Annotated in this window: 14 protein-coding genes, 2 tRNA genes and 2 pseudogenes; 8 read left to right on the top strand and 10 right to left on the bottom strand. The window is 67.4% G+C overall.

Annotation, left to right across the window (positions count from 1 at the left end; all coding sequences use genetic code 11):
• The coding region (gene ricT, locus LQ51_RS33955; protein WP_304413732.1) for a regulatory iron-sulfur-containing complex subunit RicT at window positions 1–323 on the top strand (323 nt) is incomplete at its 5' end.
• A 68-nt stretch (window positions 324–391) separates the two neighbouring features.
• On the opposite strand, the gene LQ51_RS15530 is transcribed toward ricT, so the two are convergent.
• Window positions 392–2,128: a metallophosphoesterase family protein gene (locus LQ51_RS15530; protein WP_046566396.1), complete on the bottom strand. Its 1,737-nt coding sequence runs from the start codon at window positions 2,126–2,128 to the stop codon at window positions 392–394.
• A 134-nt stretch (window positions 2,129–2,262) separates the two neighbouring features.
• Here LQ51_RS15530 and LQ51_RS15525 point away from each other — a divergent pair.
• Window positions 2,263–2,336 (top strand) — tRNA-Thr (locus tag LQ51_RS15525).
• 291 nt (window positions 2,337–2,627) lie between these two features.
• Here LQ51_RS15525 and LQ51_RS33410 read toward each other — a convergent pair.
• Complete coding sequence (locus tag LQ51_RS33410; protein WP_197087740.1) at window positions 2,628–3,455, bottom strand: tyrosine-type recombinase/integrase; 828 nt, start codon at window positions 3,453–3,455, stop codon at window positions 2,628–2,630.
• 548 nt (window positions 3,456–4,003) lie between these two features.
• On the opposite strand from LQ51_RS33410, the pseudogene LQ51_RS15515 reads away from it, so the two are divergent.
• Window positions 4,004–4,324: pseudogene (locus LQ51_RS15515) on the top strand (transposase family protein); the annotation flags it as partial.
• A gap of 8 nt (window positions 4,325–4,332) precedes the next feature.
• Window positions 4,333–4,662: a hypothetical protein gene (locus LQ51_RS15510; RefSeq protein ID WP_046566394.1), complete on the top strand. Its 330-nt coding sequence runs from the start codon at window positions 4,333–4,335 to the stop codon at window positions 4,660–4,662.
• Window positions 4,663–5,066: 404 nt separating this feature from the next.
• Here the strand turns inward: LQ51_RS15510 and LQ51_RS32045 are convergent, their stop codons facing one another.
• From LQ51_RS32045 to LQ51_RS15495, 4 genes are all read right to left on the bottom strand, one after another.
• A complete protein-coding gene (locus LQ51_RS32045) occupies window positions 5,067–5,567 on the bottom strand; it encodes an NUDIX hydrolase (protein ID WP_197087738.1) in 501 nt (166 codons plus the stop codon).
• A 47-nt stretch (window positions 5,568–5,614) separates the two neighbouring features.
• Entirely contained in the window at window positions 5,615–7,105 is a 1,491-nt protein-coding gene (locus LQ51_RS32770) for a hypothetical protein (RefSeq protein WP_156313093.1), read from the bottom strand.
• Window positions 7,106–7,883: 778 nt separating this feature from the next.
• On the bottom strand, window positions 7,884–8,384 hold the full coding sequence (locus tag LQ51_RS32040) for a tyrosine-type recombinase/integrase (RefSeq protein ID WP_231605753.1): 501 nt from the start codon (window positions 8,382–8,384) through the stop codon (window positions 7,884–7,886).
• Between the two features lie 246 nt (window positions 8,385–8,630).
• Window positions 8,631–9,005 (bottom strand): VOC family protein, encoded by a 375-nt coding sequence (locus LQ51_RS15495; RefSeq protein ID WP_052744885.1) that lies wholly within the window; start codon window positions 9,003–9,005, stop codon window positions 8,631–8,633.
• A 274-nt stretch (window positions 9,006–9,279) separates the two neighbouring features.
• Between LQ51_RS15495 and LQ51_RS32765 the strand changes: the two genes are divergently transcribed.
• Window positions 9,280–9,360 (top strand) — tRNA-OTHER (locus LQ51_RS32765).
• A 190-nt stretch (window positions 9,361–9,550) separates the two neighbouring features.
• On the opposite strand, the gene LQ51_RS15490 is transcribed toward LQ51_RS32765, so the two are convergent.
• Complete coding sequence (locus LQ51_RS15490; RefSeq protein WP_156313092.1) at window positions 9,551–9,919, bottom strand: hypothetical protein; 369 nt, start codon at window positions 9,917–9,919, stop codon at window positions 9,551–9,553.
• Window positions 9,920–9,995: 76 nt separating this feature from the next.
• Between LQ51_RS15490 and LQ51_RS15485 the strand changes: the two genes are divergently transcribed.
• Window positions 9,996–10,571 carry an SMI1/KNR4 family protein gene (locus LQ51_RS15485; protein WP_046566423.1) on the top strand — a complete coding sequence of 192 codons (576 nt, stop codon included), beginning with the start codon at window positions 9,996–9,998 and terminating at the stop codon, window positions 10,569–10,571.
• 101 nt (window positions 10,572–10,672) lie between these two features.
• Here LQ51_RS15485 and LQ51_RS15480 read toward each other — a convergent pair whose 3' ends face one another.
• Window positions 10,673–11,263, bottom strand: coding sequence for a GrpB family protein (locus LQ51_RS15480; protein ID WP_052744884.1), 591 nt, complete (start codon window positions 11,261–11,263; stop codon window positions 10,673–10,675).
• A gap of 252 nt (window positions 11,264–11,515) precedes the next feature.
• Here LQ51_RS15480 and LQ51_RS15475 point away from each other — a divergent pair, with 252 nt between their 5' ends.
• Window positions 11,516–12,148, top strand: a complete 633-nt coding sequence (locus tag LQ51_RS15475; RefSeq protein ID WP_046566387.1) for an MBL fold metallo-hydrolase — start codon at window positions 11,516–11,518, stop codon at window positions 12,146–12,148.
• 176 nt (window positions 12,149–12,324) lie between these two features.
• Window positions 12,325–12,678 carry a zinc finger domain-containing protein gene (locus LQ51_RS15470; protein ID WP_046566386.1) on the top strand — a complete coding sequence of 118 codons (354 nt, stop codon included), beginning with the start codon at window positions 12,325–12,327 and terminating at the stop codon, window positions 12,676–12,678.
• Window positions 12,679–12,704: 26 nt separating this feature from the next.
• Here LQ51_RS15470 and LQ51_RS15465 read toward each other — a convergent pair whose 3' ends face one another.
• Both LQ51_RS15465 and LQ51_RS33950 read right to left on the bottom strand, forming a co-directional pair.
• Window positions 12,705–13,244: a hypothetical protein gene (locus LQ51_RS15465; RefSeq protein ID WP_046566384.1), complete on the bottom strand. Its 540-nt coding sequence runs from the start codon at window positions 13,242–13,244 to the stop codon at window positions 12,705–12,707.
• A 560-nt stretch (window positions 13,245–13,804) separates the two neighbouring features.
• A pseudogene (locus LQ51_RS33950) lies at window positions 13,805–14,254 on the bottom strand (SRPBCC family protein); the annotation flags it as partial.
• Between the last annotated feature and the right edge of the window lie 67 nt (window positions 14,255–14,321).

The following is a 14,321-nucleotide window of genomic DNA, read 5'->3' as shown; positions in this document are numbered from 1 at the left end:
CCATCCGGATGGCGAAGGACCAGGACCTGCCGCTCAACCCGCTGCGCATCTCCGGCGCCTGCGGCCGGCTGATGTGCTGCCTGAAGTATGAGCACCCGCTGTATCAGAAATTCCAGGAGTCCGCCCCAGCGGTCGGCACCCGCGTCACGACTCCGGATGGGGACGGCCGGGTGGCCGGTCACAGCGTCCCCAGGGACGCGGTGACGGTGCGCCTGGACGCCGTTCCCCTGACGCCCCCCAGCCCCCACCCCGCCCCCCACCTGTTCCCCACCCGGCCTCCGCCCGGCCTCCGCACGGCCTCCACCCGGCCTCCGCCCGGTTGATCAAGGAGTTTGGGTCGGAAATCGCGCGACTCCTGACGCAAACTCCTTGATCAACGCGGCTGGGGGCGTCAGCGGAGGGTGATGGGGGGTTCGGCTAGGCGGGGGTGGAGGGGAGTCCTGGGGGTCAGCCAGGAGGCTTCGGGGGACTGGTCGGGGTTGAGCTGCCACGCGTGGGCGACCTTGTCGACCGCGATCGGGTAGATGGTCAGGGTGCCGTCCGGGTCGATCCGCAGCCGCAGGAACGCCTTCGAGTCCTCGATGCCCTGGCCGGCGAAGAGTTCGTTGACGTTCACCCCGAACGCGCCGGCCACCAGCAGGTACAGCGCCACCAACTGGCTGGCGACCAGGCCGATCACCGGCCCGTACAGCACCGCCGCGGCGACCGCCGGCAGCGGCCACGGCCAGTCGTAGAAGGGCAGGCGCAGCCAGAGCCAGGTGCCGGCGGCGGCCAGCGCCACGTGGGCCAACCCGTGTCCCACGCCGAGGATCCAGTGCCGGGCGTGCCGCTTGCCGCCGGCGCTGGGCGGCTTGGCGAAGAATGCCGCCCCGAGCAGGGTCACCAGCAGCATGATCACCAACGGGACGCTGAACAGCCGCTGCTCCGTGGTGCCGGCGTGGTCCGCCGCTACTCCGGCCATGGCCAGCATCAGCAGCGTGTGCAGGGTGCCCAGCAGGGTGGTGAAACCGGGGTTGCGGAACGGCAACCGGGCGAAGATCCCCCAGCCGTAGCGGCGCGAGCGGGCCTTGTCCGGGTAGCGCGCCGCCAGGGCGTACTCCCGGGTGCGGCTGGCCCGGCGGGACAGCGTGTCGCGCGGCGGCACCTCCAGCCGCTCCGGCAACTGGTGTGTCGGGTAGAGGTAGGCGCCGCCGCCCCCACAGGTGATCAGCTGCCGCTCCGGGCCGGTGTACCGGGCGTAGTGGTGCAGGTCGCCGGAGAGCAGCAGCCGCACCTGGGCGCCGGTGGGGGCGATGATCGTACGGATGAAATAGTCGATCGAGTCGTACGCGGCCGGATGATCCGCGGCCTTGACCCAGGTGGGCGCCGGTACCGCGAGAATGATCTTGTCGCGCGGGGTCAGCTTCCGGGCCACCTCGTCGAAGTAGGTGAGCTGCGGGTCGTCCAGGTACGAGCCGGACTGGTCGTCGAGGCCGAGCAGCCACCAGCCGGCGGGCAACTCGACCGCGAAGTACGACCGGGACTGCCCGGTGCCCCAGCCCGCGAAGTGCCGGTCCCGGGACCGGACGAACAGGCGCAGGAAGGCGGTCAGGCCGTCGTACCAGTCGTGGTTGCCGGGCACCGCGAACAGCGTCGGCCGCTCGGGCGGCGACAGCGGCATCGCCGCCTGGTACGGCCCCTTGCACCGGTCCTCGTACGCCTCGTAGGCGGCCGACGGGTAGACCTGGTCGCCCCCCATCACCAGAGTCTGCGCCCGCGGCAGCCGGTGGCCGTCCACGGTCAGCTCCGGCTGCGCCAGCAGGTACGCCACCGAGTAGGTGGCGTCGAAGCCGTCGCCCAGGTCGGCCACGTAGTCCAGCCAGAGCCCGCCGTCCGGCCCGACCTGCCGGGAGGTGGCGTCGTCGAACGCGTTCTGCAGCTCCCGCTTGTCCAGGTACGCCCCGAACAGCATCGCCAGCAGCGTCCGCAGGCCGGTGCTGATCAGCAGCAGCGGCGCCAGCCAGGGCACCGGCTTGCGCGGGGTGAAGCCCAGCTCCAACGGGTCGAGGCTGCGCGGCCGCCGGCCGGCCCGCTCCCCGGCATGTGCCTCGGGAATCGGCCGCTCCGCCGGTACGTGATCGTCGCTCACCCGCCGCAGGGTAGTCGGGGCCAATCGGAACCGCTCTCCGGCGAACGTACCGAACCTTCCTCGATGTCCGGATCGGGCGGGCGGGGGATCCCGTTCGGCGGCCGGCGCGGTGTGCCGTACACTTGACGATCGTTGCCGCCTTAGCTCAGTCGGCTAGAGCGACGCACTCGTAATGCGTAGGTCGACGGTTCGATTCCGTCAGGCGGCTCGGCAACGGAAAGGGCCCTTGGCCTCGGGAAACATCCCGGGAGCCAGCGGCCCTTTCCCATGCGCTCAACATCAACAGTGTACGAGCAGGTGTACTACGCCCCCCCCCGAGCAGCAGGCGGCCCATACGGTCCGTAGCCTCCCTCGTCAGGTCACTGACCACCTTCGCGTACCCCTGCGTGGTGCGGATGTCCGTGTGTCCGAGCACGTCCTTCACCACGTGCAGGTCCACCCCCTTGCGCCACCATCAGCGTCGCCGCCATGTGCCGCGCGTCGTGCAACCTGACCCGCTTCACCTCGGCCGCGTCGAGCAGGTCCCGCAAAGCCTGGTAGTCCTGCCGCGGGTCCAGCGGGCAGCCGTCGTTTTGGGTGAACACGAAGTCCCCCTCGTGCCACCACTCGCCGGCGGCGGGGCGTTCGGCCAGCTGGAGCCGGTGGTGGGTGCGCAGCTTCGCCACCAGCGGTGCCGGGATCGGCAGCGTCCGCTCGCTCTTGCCCTTTGGCTCCACCAGCTGGAGGCCGCCCCCGAGCGTTGCGGGCAGTCGGCACCCCCGCTTGCGCCGCACGTGCCGCCGCAGCCGTGCTCGTAGATCCGCCGCCGCAACTGCTTCGGGATCTCCATGTGACCGGCGTCCAGGTCGACGTGCGACCACCGCAGGCCGAGCGCCTTACCCTGCCGCAGCCCCAACGCCAACGCCACCGACCAGCGGGCCGCGTTGCGCTGCCCGGCCGCCGCCGCGAGCACCTTCATCGCTTCCTGCTCGGTCAGGAACGTCATCTTCGGCGACCGGCCTGATGGTGCGTCGATCAGCTTCGCCACGTTCCTGCCGACCAGCCCGCGGCGCAGCGCCACCTCCAGCGCCCTTTCCCGTCGGCGCCCCAGCCGAGCGCCCCGGTAGGCAGCGGCGGTGGGGATGTCGAGGCCGGCGCAGAACGCGTCGACCTGGCTGGGCCGCGGGTCGGCTGTCCAGTCGCCGTCGCGCCACCGGTACAAGGTGGTGGAGCCGACGCCGGTACGCCGTTCGATCTCTTTGATGGTGATGCGCCGGTCCTTGGCGTCTTGGAGAGCACGCCGTACGAATTGTCCGAAGGCAGCACGACGCGCCTCAAGAGACACCATGGGATCAAGATAGGCCCCGATATCGGGACACCACTGCCGTTGATAAGCCAAATCCGGCTCCCCCCAGCGGGGGTCAGCCTCGGTCGCCGGCGGACTGGCTGTCGACAGTAACGCTGACATAAAACCGCGCCGGACAACAGCACGCTGACGAGCCCTGCCATGGACAAGGCTCCGAGCGTGCAGCCGCCGACGGACAAGTACGGACGGGGTGCACAGAGCTCGTAAGCGAGCGAAGGCTGGTGAAGGACTGCAAGGGCGCGCCGACGCCGACGCCACTCGCCGTCACTGATCGGCGAATCGCCCGCCGCGGTGAGCCGCCTTTGCGAGACGGATGTCCGGGGTTCAAGTCCCATGCCTTGACGTCGACGGCAGTCGTTTCCTGGGGCTGAGCACCGCTACTGAAGGTTGGCGTCCGGCTCCATACTGAGCCTTTTCCAACTGATCTTGCAGCTCAGGGTAAGTGTGGCAGGTCCGGTGATCGATGGGTGCGAGGCTCCAGGTAGGACAGCTGTCGACCAAGACTCGAAGCCCCGACCGGGAGCCTCGCCATGCTGTCCTACCCCGCCACGATTCCGTTGTCCAGCCGCACCCTGAACCACCTCGCCGAACGCCTCCGCGGCCATCGCAAGCTGCGCCGATCCCGGTGGTGGCGCCTCGAACCCGGTCGGCAGGCGCTGCTGGCTCTGGCCCATCTGCGTAACGGCGACACCTACACCCGACTCGCGGCCGGCTTTCAGATCGGCGTCGCCGCCGCCTGGCGGTACGTGCAGGAAGCGATAGCCCTGCTCGCGGCGGCCGCCGACGACCTGGCTACCGCCATGGAACGGATCCGCCGGTTGGCGTACGCGATCCTGGACGGCACCCTGATCTACTGGCGGTGGCAGCGCCGCTGATCCTCATGTCCGCCCTCGGCGAGTGGGGCGGCCATGTCATGTTCATCGTGGCTGCGCTTGTCGCTATCGCGGTGTCCAGCGAGCAGGCGGTGCCCAGAGAGCAGAAGGTGCAGATCGCGCTCGTCAGGCCTCGCGGCATGGCGCTGATCGCTGCCGGTCCGCCGTCGATCGTCGCGGGACTGCGTGGCCCCGAAGATGATGGCTTTCTGCGTGCCTACCTGGTGTTCGGTGGTTTCGCCGAGATCGCCATCGGTACGGCGCTGTTATCGATCCCGCGTATGCACCTTTCCGGTCCAGTTCGCGCGGTTCGTTGACCAGGCGGTGGCGATTCGGCTTGTCGTGGGTGGGTGCGTGGGCTTGTTCTTCGCCGTCGGCGGCTTGGGTGCAGTTTTTCGCTCGCCGAGCGTGGCCAGGGCCGTTCTGCCCGCGATCGGCCTTGCTGTCGCGTTGACCGGTTGCGGTCTCGTCGTGCTCTTGACCCCTGATCGGGTCGGTCGGATCAAGGGTGGTAGGCGCGTCATGGTTCGGGCGCGGGAACCGGATGATCCGGCCCCGTCGTTCGGGCAGCTCGTGCAGCGCTTCCTCGAATGGGTCGGAGAACGCTACGGTATGGGGCCACCGCCCTGGTCGCGTCCGCCGCAGGCCCCTCCGGACGCTGACTCCCCGCCGCCGTCCTAGGGACCGCACCCATTCGGCTAACAGGAAGTCTCGCCTCCGCCTAGTCAATTTTTTCGAGCGACAAATGCCCCTGTGTGAGTGCCAAGGCGACGGCAGACAGCGTAAATCCGTCTGTGATGTCACCGGTGGCGATCTTCCGCAATAGCGTGTGTGTGGAAAGCCAGGTCGCCTCCTGTACCTCTGCAACATCCTCTGGATTCAACTCACTGTCCTCGACTATTGCGAGGAAGAAAGCTACATTAACGGCAAGCATGCCTGAATCTGGGGTGACGTTTCCAAGTCTCCTCCAGTCTCGCGCGCTAACCCCAAGTTCCTGACGCAGTTCGGTCTCGGCGGTCTTGAGCACATCTCCACCTTGGCCGAACCCACGCGGCAATCCCCATTGCCACTCACCGATTGGATACCTATAAGTTCTTACAAGTGCGACCTGTCCTTCCCTGATCGGCAGGACGACGACGGCCTGACCGTCGGCAGCAGGATGCGTTATGCGGAGATAGGTGCCTTCGGAGCCATCTGGGAATCTGACCTCGTCATCAAACACCTCTACATAACGATTCGCATACTTCAACACGGGCCTTACTCGCTCTATCAACTTTTTTCCTCCGCCGTCACAACCTGTACAACATGCGCCATCGCTCGGGCGACTCGATCCTTCGTGTCGATGCGACGCAGTCCCTCCCACATGTCGGTCGCTCCAGCTGTCAGCGCGGCGACGACGGCGGAAAGAAGCCAGTTATGCGTGATGGTTCCCGCGACAGATCCAGCAGCCGCGGCGCTCATCGCAATGTTAACTCTGATCCATCCGGAATGCGACTCCACTGGCGTAAGTCCTGCCAAAGCATTTCCAACGAGACGCGTATGCGCGTCTAGCAGCGAAAGATATTTTGCGTCCCCATGTTGCAACGCTAACTGCAACCGGCCGGCGCTCTTCCTAAAATCGTTCGTCTTCCTTAGCTCAAGAAGCACCTCGAATGCTTCCTGCGTCTTCTGCTGCAGTTGGTTCAAAGTTCTGCTTACTGCCTCCGGAGTGGCTCCTCCGCCGTCTTTTATGACAAGGTCGAAGGTGGGCGGAAGGCTGGCCGCAGAAACCTCAGCCGCAGGCAGATCAGAATCTAGGGAGAAACCCAGCCGGGCCCGGCGCTTGACCTCGTAGAAGGCAATAGCGACTTCTTGAGCAAGCGTGGCGCGGCCTAGGGTTTGGCCAGCGAAAAGCACCTTGGTGGAAAAAGCACTGCCCGACGCCCCACTCGTCCCTGCAACACGTGCATTGTAAAGCGTATCTACACATTCTTTAACCATCTCCAGATTGTCGGCGTCACCAACAATTTCGAGCGGAGACCTCCCGTAAATGTCGTTAGGCCACGGTTTGGTGCTGTGCACGGGACTTCTACTCTTGAATGCTTGCGAGCCGCCGGCGTCAACAAGTTTTTTGATCGCGTCCGCAAGAGCTAAGAAGTCCGCCCTATCTTCGAATCCCTCAGCGGCGAGTACACGCCTCACGTTCGATTGAGGATCGGCCAATGCGGGAACCGTAACACTAAGCTCATCAAAAGCGCCATCATGGTTCCCGTTGGTAACCATGCGGCTGCCCACGCGCGCCGTGGAGAAATGGGTCCACACCCGCTGAAACGGCTCCCTGATGGTCTCGGGAGCGAGTTCGATAAGCTTTGAGGGGAAGACTCCCTCGCTAATCTGACCGGCTGCGGCTGTCGCCTCCATGCTATTCAACTGGAAGTCGTCGTAGTCGAGTAGAGAGCTAACAAAAGTATTTCCCTTGCTGTCCATGCGTCGAAGCATGGAGACGACAGCTTCCTTGTAGCTCGCATGCCCGTGCAGATGCAATACTATCGGAAACTCCGTATCGATTGCTGACCTGCGAGAAGGGCCAGATTGGGCTCGGATCAATGCGTCCGCAATCTTGAGGAAGGATAGCGAGTCGAGTGCGTAAGATTGGGGGACTACCAGCTTGCGTCCGAGCGAGAGGGTTGCGAGAACGTCGGCAAACGCCTGCAACGATTCGGCTTCCGTGGCGTATTCATGTGCCCGGATATTTGTTCGAATCGAGTCAAGCGATTCCAAATATTGGAACGTATTTCCACTCACTTTGCACCTGCATGGAGCGTTGCAAGTCGCATCTGCGCGCCGGACATCGATAGTCTGCGGCCTTCTCGTCCCCACGGGCTCGGTTGCGCCGGCATTGTCTCCCCTTCGGCCGGAAGATTCTTCAGGTGAATGCCCTGCGCATCGAGTCAACCATCGATGCTGCTACCCCTGGTATCCAGCAACCGGCTGAGTCGCCATGGGCGGCCAGCGGAATGCCATGAGAGCCGGGGTCGAGCAGCGACGCCACCCTCCCACCTTCCTCTCACTTGTTGTCTCGTTCGTGGCCGTCCGGGGGGGCGACCGTAGACGAACGACTGGTCGAGTTCGCCTTGGTAGCGAACCGCCCCGGTCAAGCGTGTACGGGGACGAGCAGACTTGGAAAGCGTGCCGGGGTCCTGCTCACGCCGGCCCTGGCTCGGCTGATCTCAGCTGTTCCATCACTGGGCGAAAGCTCAGGACTGGTCTCGCTCCGCAGCCTCACGCTGTGATCGTGGCAGGCCGGCGGCCCGACAGCGGGCAGCCGGGCGACTCCCACCGGACGGGGGCGCACGGGCGGCTGTCAGCGAGGCGTCGGCCGAGCAGCCAACGGAGCAGCCAACGGAGCAGCCAAGCCAGCGAGCATGAGCGGACGATCACGGACGCAGACGTCCAGCCGCCCGGCGGGAGCAACTGCCGGAACAGGAGTCCGGGACCGACTCGTAATGCGTAGGTCGACGGTTCGATTCCGTCAGGCGGCTCGGTACAGAAGCCCAGGTCAACGACCTGGGCTTCGCCGTTTCCCGAGGTCGAGAACAGCGCCGCCGACCGTGCCGGTCCGCAAATAGTCCGCATCCCGCGCGGCGACTGCTTCGTCCAGCCGGTTGGCGACCGCGTCCAGGTCGTCACCGAACAGCCCGGCGTACACGTCCAAGGTCATCGACGCCGAGGCGTGCCCGAGCATCCGCTGCACCGCCTTGACGTTGGCGCCCGCCGCGACGGCCAGACTCGCCGCCGTGTGCCGCAGGTCGTGCGGAGTCAGTCCCGCCAACCCGACCGACGCCGCAGCCGGCGCAAAGACCCGCGAACGGAAGTTGGTGTTCCGCAGCGGCCCGCCGAGTCTAAGCGCTGCAAGAGTCAGGAGCGAGAACTGAGCGAGAACTGACGACGTTGCCGAATTGCGCTCTATCAGATCAAGGCGGCCCGCAAGCGGGCCGCGCCGGCCCGGCCCCGGCCTGCTGGCGACCTTCGGCCGGCATCGGCCGGCCCAGCCGGCCACGCTGACGGACGACCAGGACGTAGAAGACCTCGGGGCTCCGCCCCGAACCCCGGCCCTCCTCAGAGATCGGCCAGGAGCGGATCACCTCGCCGGGCACCACAAGGGCTACCAGCCTCCCCGGACGGGGCCAAGGTCGTTCGGCTGGTGAGGCGCTCCACCTTGTCCCCGTCCGGGGAGGCTGGACGGTCTACGACTGCCCGACGAGGAGATCCGCCCAGCTGGCGATGCCAGCCCAGATCACAACTCCTAGAACAGCTCCCACTGGATGTTGTCCGGGTCGCGGAAGACAATCATGGCTGGACCCTTCGAGTCCGCCTTCACTCCGCTGTTCGGGACCTCGTTCGCCGCCAGCACGTCGGCGAGGCGTGCGACTTCGCCCGCGGGCACGCCGATGGCGATGTGGTCCAGGCCGATGCGCGTTTCGGTGAAGCGGTCGCCGGAAGGCGTGCCGGGCAGGCCCGGGTGAAGCACGAGGCTGGTTGATGTGCCTCCCAGCCTGAACCGCAGCTTCTCACCCGGAAAGTCTTGATCCACCCGCAGCCCAAGGACTCCCTCATAGAAGCGGCGAGAACGTTCCAAGTCGCTTACGCACAGCGTGATGTGATGAAACTGGTAAGTCACCGAGCGGACGTTAGGTTCGAGTCCACTGCCCGTCAACGACATTCCAGCCCGGGCCATCCGTGGGCCAGTAACCGGGGCGCGCAGCGGTCACGAGCGGGCACGAAACGCAACCGGTCAGCCGCCGGCGGCAGGCCTTTCAGGCATCACGACCGGTTGAGCACGCTCTTCCAAACTGACGCTCCGCCGCCTGACCAGCAGTCCGCGTCTAGTCCGCAAGAGGCCGACCGACAGCGGGGGAGTGGTGCGAGATGTCGAGAGGTGTTTCCGCTGCTAGGCCGCCATGTACCGAGGTCGGAGGGACACGCAGTTCGATCTCGTAATGCGTAGGTCGACGGTTCGATTCCGTCAGGCGGCTCGGTACGGAAGCCCAGGTCACAGGCCTGGGCTTCGCCCTTTCCCGAGGTCCACGACGGTACGAGCATCGGTGCCGGTCCGGTCTCCTTGTCGCGCAGCTGGTCGTCGCCGTGGCCGCGCTTGTCGAAGTCCGTGGCCGGCTCGACGCCGAGGCGCACTCCGACGAGGTGCGTGCACTCGGGCGTGTCCGGCTACGTGACGAAGTCGTCTGCGCGGGGGTCGGCATCCCACCCGAGCTGAGCCAGTTGCCGGAGGACTGCTCGCGCCCGAGGCGTCCAGAAGAGCAGAACGTGATCACGTTCTGCGGTCCCGAAGGACACTGCGAGTGCAATGGCCCAATGCCCGCCCAGGACCGGTCCGTATGGCAGGGCGGTTACCTCAGCGTGTTGCAGCACGTCGGAGCCGGCGCGCGACGAGAAAGTCAACCTGCTGTCCTCGACCCAGAGGCACACCGACGGCCAGCGCATCCGCTTGACGACGCGGGGTGAATCGCCGCGAGTGAAGTCACGACGATCGACATAGGTTAATCCACCGCGTGCCAACAAGATCTTGGGAGCCATCACGGGATGATATGCGTAGAGTCCGAGAGCTCGGAGTGTGTCGATTTCCGGGTTTGGGCCTGGCACCCTGTTCGCCGTGGAAGACCTCATCGGGACCCAGGAACCACAGCAGCGGATCACGGACCCGGCTGCGGCAGTCCACGCGCTGGAGCGGGCGATCCCCGGCCTCGTCGAGCACAGACGCCCCGAGCCGGCCCCCGTCAACTGGCGGCTGCTGGAGGAAGGGCTTGGCACCCGCCTACCAACGGACTACAAGCTGCTCGCCGCGCTCTACCCCACCTTCACCCTGGGCGACTTCCTGGTCGTCGGCCTGCCCGCGCCCGGCGCGGAGCATCGCCGGCTGCACGGCATCCGTGACGATCTGGAGATCGTCCAGGACTGGTGGGAGGCGGACATGTCCATCGGCCTGCGCCCCCACCCAGCCCCGGGTGGCCTGCTTCCCTGGGCCCAATCGAACCAGGGCGACCTCTTTCTCTGGACTACAACTACGGCCGAACCCGATGACTGGCCGGTCACCGTCGCATCCCGCAACGGCGGCTGGTGGAACTACCTGGGCGGGGCCGTCCAGTTCGTGGCCGAGCTGATCGACGGCACACTGCAACCGTGGGAGCTGCCGCCGGTGCGCCCCGAGGTTATCGCCCACCGGCACTGAGCGAGCTGGACCCAAGGCGGGATCGTCTAGCCGACGTGTCGCCCACGGCGGCGGTCGGCGCGCTGCGGGTGTCGTAGCTCAGTTGACGAGGAAGGCGCTGGTCAGCGCAGCCCGCACCGCTTCAGGATGTCGATGATGACCGCCGACTTGCCCTGGACGTACAGCGCCATGTCCATCGGGTGTTCCCGGGCGACCCGGTGCTTCTCGGCCGCGTAGCGATCGCGGTCTTCCGGGTGGGTGCGAAGCCAGTCCCGGAGGATCAGGTGCCGCAGGTACTCATCGCAGTCAGGGCCGAAGACGTGCAGATTCACGCTGTGGTCGTGGTTCCAGAGACAGCGGTGCTCGTACCAGTCAGGGTCGCGGGTGCGGAGGAGGTAGCCGGCGGCCTCCAGCGGTGGCACGTACGCGGCTTCGTCTGCCGGATCCGCGACGATGAGGTCGATGTCGAGTCGATTCTTGGCCGCCAGCCCGGGCACGGCGGTCGACCCGACGTGCTCGACGGCGAGCGCCCTGGCGCCGAGTGCAGCCCGGACGACAGCCTCCTCCTTGGCGAACCTGGCGGGCCACTCAGGGTTGTAGGCGTCGATCGTGATGGGTGAGGTGACGTTCGCCGGACGGTTGCCGACTGCTCGCTTCGCAGCCTTGTCGCCGGTGAGATCCAGCGATGCCCGAGGCAGCGGTGGAATGCGCATTGCCGGCACGTTAGTGTGGCCGCCCGTGATTCGCCGCCCCGTTCGACTGGCTTCGCGGGATTCCGCCCGGCGGATCGCAACAGAAGCCCAGGTCAACGGGCGTGAGCTGGTGCCCGTCTGGTCGTACCATCCGGCTGCCGGTGGCGGCACGGAGGCGGCCGGACAGGGAGTACGACCAGGCGAACCCGGCCGGACGCGCTGATCGGCCGCCTCGGCGCGATGCGCGATGGAACGGGCTGTCATAGTGGCCGCATGCGCTTGATCAAATATGGCCACGCCTGCGTGCGCCTGGAGGCGGACGACCGGGTACTGGTGATCGACCCGGGGACGTTCTCCGAGGCCGAGGCGCTCGACGGGGTGGACGAGGTGCTGGTGACGCACGAGCACTTCGACCATCTCGACATCGCCAAGCTCGTGGCGGCGAGTCAGCGCAACTCCGCGTTCCGGGTGTACCTGCCGTCGGCGGCGATCGAGTCGGCCCCCGAGCTGGGCGGCGCAGCGGTCGCGGTCGATGCGGGGCAGCGGTTCACGGCGGCCGGGTTCGCCGTCGACGTGGTGGGCGGGGCACACGCCGAGATCTACGACGGTCTGCCCGGCTGCGCCAACGTCGGGTTCGTCGTCGACGGCACGCTCTACCACCCGGGCGACTCGCTGTTCGTCCCGCCGTCGCCGGTGGCGACGTTGCTCGTGCCGGCTGCCGCACCCTGGCTCAAGCTCAGCGAGGCGTTGGACTTCGTGCGGGCGGTACGGCCGAAACGGGCGTTCCCGATCCACGACGCCACGCTCAACGAGCTCGGCCAGGAATATTTCGACGGCTGGTTGGACCTCAAGGGCGGCACCGATTACGCGCGCATCCCGGTCGGGAAGTCGGTGACAATCCACTAGGTGGTGTCACCGCGGGTCGCCTCCTGACCTGCGAAAACTTCACTGTGGCCGGCCATGGAGCCGGCTTGGACGCGCGTCCTTCGTGGCCCGGCAGGCGGGATCCGTACGCCAGGACCGGTGGTCCCGGCCGGCCTGGCCGCAGGTTTGCCTACCCGGACGGCGGGGAGACTCGGCGCATGGGCTACCCCGACGAGTCCCCCGAGAGCCAGTTCATTCGGCAGGTGACAGCGCTGAGCGGAGAGCAGGCTGCGCTCTGGTTCTGGTCCGGTCTGGAAGACATAGCGGATGCGGCCGCCGTCCATCGTGACGAGGATCTGTACCTGGCGGTCCGCAAGATGGCCATCGCCGCGTTGTCCCAGGGCATGCCGTTGTCGTCGTGCAGCCCGGAGTACGTGTCCTGCCCCGCCTGCCATGCGTACACCGGTCAGAACTGCATCAACCTGCCCGGTCGGATGCTGCAGGACAAGCTGCATCCGGAGCGGGTCGAGCGGGTCCGGAAGCTCTGCGAGTTGATGGGCGTCGAGGCGTAGCCCGCTGCTGTTCCCGCCTCGCACCATCAGGGGTAGAGGTGCGGCGACAGGCACGACGCGAAGACCAACGCGAACCCCGCGTCGAGAATCGATGGCAGGCACAGCCACGCCAGCAGACCCGGCCGCGGCGGACGCCGTGCCGCACGGGTGCGGGGCGGCCCGAGGCGGCGGTCCAGATCGGGCGTGAAGTACTGCGCCAGTGCCCACTTCAACCCGCTGACCAGGGCCATGCCCAGGGTGAACATGCCCAGGGTTGCGGCCACCGCCATGACGGTTCCGAGGACCGGCATCGACGGCAGGTGCGGTCGGAGTTGAGCTGCGCCGATGTACCCGGCCAGCGGGACCATGGCCAGGCCGAACCACGCCTGGGTGCGGAACAGGTTGGCCATCTCGGCGTCCCCGCCGGTGGGTGGCCGGTCCCGCGCGTGGCCGCGTACCTCCGGCAGCGTCCAGACGAACCGCTTGTCCCGGTTGGCCAGGCGCACCAGCAGCGGCGCGGCCAGGACCACCACGGGCCGGCCCAGGTCCCACAACTGCCGGCGCCCACCACCGCGGCGGTCGACCATCAGCGGATCACCTGGCCACGACGCATCGCACCATTCTCGCCAGCGACCGCCAGCGACCGCCAGCGACCGCCAGCGACCGCCAGCGACCGCCAGCGACCGCCAGCGACCGGCAGCGACCGCCAGCGACCGGCAGGGGCCGGCCCGGCCGATGACCCCACGGTCCGGGGCCGGGGCCGGGCCGGCCCGGACGGCTTCGACGAAGCCAGCCCGCGCCGGCCCGGACTGCTTTGACGAAGCGAGCCCGGCGGGCACGGCTCGGGGCCGGCCCACCGGGCTCGCTCCGGCAGGGAGGTGAAAGGTCAGCGGTCGCGGTGCGGGTCGGCCGGGTCCGGCGGGAAGGTGCCCGCCCGCTGCGCCGGCAGGTCGGTCACCGCGTACCCGGTCTGCGGGTTGTCGTCCTGGCTGTCCCTACGGTGCCGGGCCAGCGCGGCTGCGCCGGCCGTCGCGCCGGCGGCCACGGCGCCCGCGGCCACCGCGGTGCCGGAGACGCCGGCCTTGCCGTCGTCACCGACCGAGCCGGCGGCGTGCGCGAGGCCGGGCGTGCCGAGGGTACGGCCGTCGTCGACGGTGCCGCGCCAGGCGCCGGTCTCGGCGCCCCGGCTCTCGATATACGCCTTGAACTTCTCCAGGTCGGCCTCGGTCCGCTTCTCGACGATGTGCAGCTTGTCGCCGGCCTTCTCGACGAGCCCTTCCGGCTCGTACTCCAGGCAGAGGCGGACCTGCGTGCGGTCGGTGTCGATCGGCTGGAAGTAGACCGCGCCGGCGTTGGTGGCGCCGCTGGTGGCCGCCCAGGCCACCTTCCGGTCCGGCACCTGCTCCAGGACCGTGGCGTCCCATTCGCGCTTCACTCCGCCGATCTCGGCGACCCAGTGCATCCGCCGGTCGTCGAGCTGGCGCACCTCCCGCACGCCGCCCATGAACCGGGGGAACTCCTCGAACTGCGTCCACTGGTTGTACGCGGTGCTCACCGGAACATTCACGTCGATGGACTTCTCGACCTTCGTGGTCATGGATCCTCCTCGTCGTTCAGTCGTCGGCTGAGAAATCCGTACCCCGGGAAGGCGCCCTCAACCTCGG

This window comes from Micromonospora sp. HK10, from assembly GCF_000982955.1.
In the GTDB taxonomy this organism is placed as follows: Bacteria; Actinomycetota; Actinomycetes; order Mycobacteriales; family Micromonosporaceae; genus Micromonospora.
The sequence above is the reverse complement of the archived record's forward strand: the minus strand, read 5'-3'. Positions and strand labels throughout refer to the sequence as shown.